The sequence below is a fragment of the Actinosynnema sp. NPDC023658 genome (genome assembly GCF_040639995.1).
GTDB lineage: Bacteria > Actinomycetota > Actinomycetes > Mycobacteriales > Pseudonocardiaceae > Actinosynnema.
Window position 1 is genome coordinate 1 of record NZ_JBFAAX010001528.1, and the last position, 1,010, is coordinate 1,010.

General features: G+C 73.2%; 2 protein-coding genes. Both read left to right on the plus strand.

All coding sequences use genetic code 11. The features are described 5' to 3' along the window. Nucleotides 1–77 precede the first annotated feature (77 nt). On the plus strand, nt 78–404 hold the full coding sequence (locus AB0G02_RS42285; protein WP_360806844.1) for a hypothetical protein: 327 nt from the start codon (nt 78–80) through the stop codon (nt 402–404). Between the two features lie 120 nt (nt 405–524). Next, nucleotides 525–1,010: MFS transporter (locus AB0G02_RS42290; protein ID WP_360806847.1), on the plus strand; the 486-nt coding region annotated here is incomplete at its 3' end.

The following is a 1,010-nucleotide window of genomic DNA, read 5'->3' on the forward strand; positions in this document are numbered from 1 at the left end:
GCCGTCGTCGCGTCCACCGGCGGCGATGGGTAGTCGTACTCATGCGGCGGCGCCCGGTCGTCGGGGAGACTGGCCCGGTGACCGACGTCGAGCGGCGGAACAGGAGACGACCCGGGGTGGCGTTCGCGGGCTTCGTGCCGCCGTCCGCGTTGCTGCTGGGGGTGATGATCGCCTACCGGACCGGGTTGTTCGCCGACCTCGGCTGGCGCGGCGGCGAGTACGCGTACGCGTTCATCGGTGTGGCGGTCGGCTCCGTCGTCCTGGGCCTGGTGCTCAAGTTCTTCCGGCCGCCGTGGAACTCGGTGGGCACCGGCATGATCCTCGGCGGCACACTCGGCTTCGTGGCCGTCGTCGTGATCATCGCGGTGGTCCTCGTGGCCCTCGCGCGGTGGTCGACGGCCTAGACCACCCCGGCACCGCCGCGCGGAGATCGCACGAACGAAGAAGACTTCCGCCCGCGTGATCGGCATGCTCGGCGTGTCCGTGGGCCCGAGGCCCGGCCGTGCCGTCCGACGGGAGCGCCAGTGGCAGAGGACGTGGCCTCGGGGGTGATCGGGCCACAGCCGCCGACCGGCGACCCCGCGGCCGCCGAACGCGTCTCCACCGCACAGCGGTGGGTGCTGGTGCTGGCCTCCGTCGGTTCCTTCATGGTGGTGCTCGACCTGCTGGTCGTCGCCACCGCGCTCACCGCCATCCAGCGCGACCTGGGCGCTTCCATGGCGGACCTGGAGTGGACCGTCAACGCGTACACGGTGAGCTTCGCGGTCCTGCTGATGACCAGCGCGTCCCTCGGTGACCGCTTCGGCCGCCGACGGCTGTTCGCCGGTGGGCTGGCGCTGTTCTCGCTCGCCTCGGTCGCCTGCGCGCTGGCGCCGTCCGTCGGGGCGCTGATCGCCGCGCGCACCGTCCAGGGCGTCGGCGCGGCCATCGTCATGCCCCTGGCGCTGGGCCTGCTGAACGCCACCTTCCCGCCGCGACGCCGCGGCTGGGCGCTCGGCGTCTACGGCGGC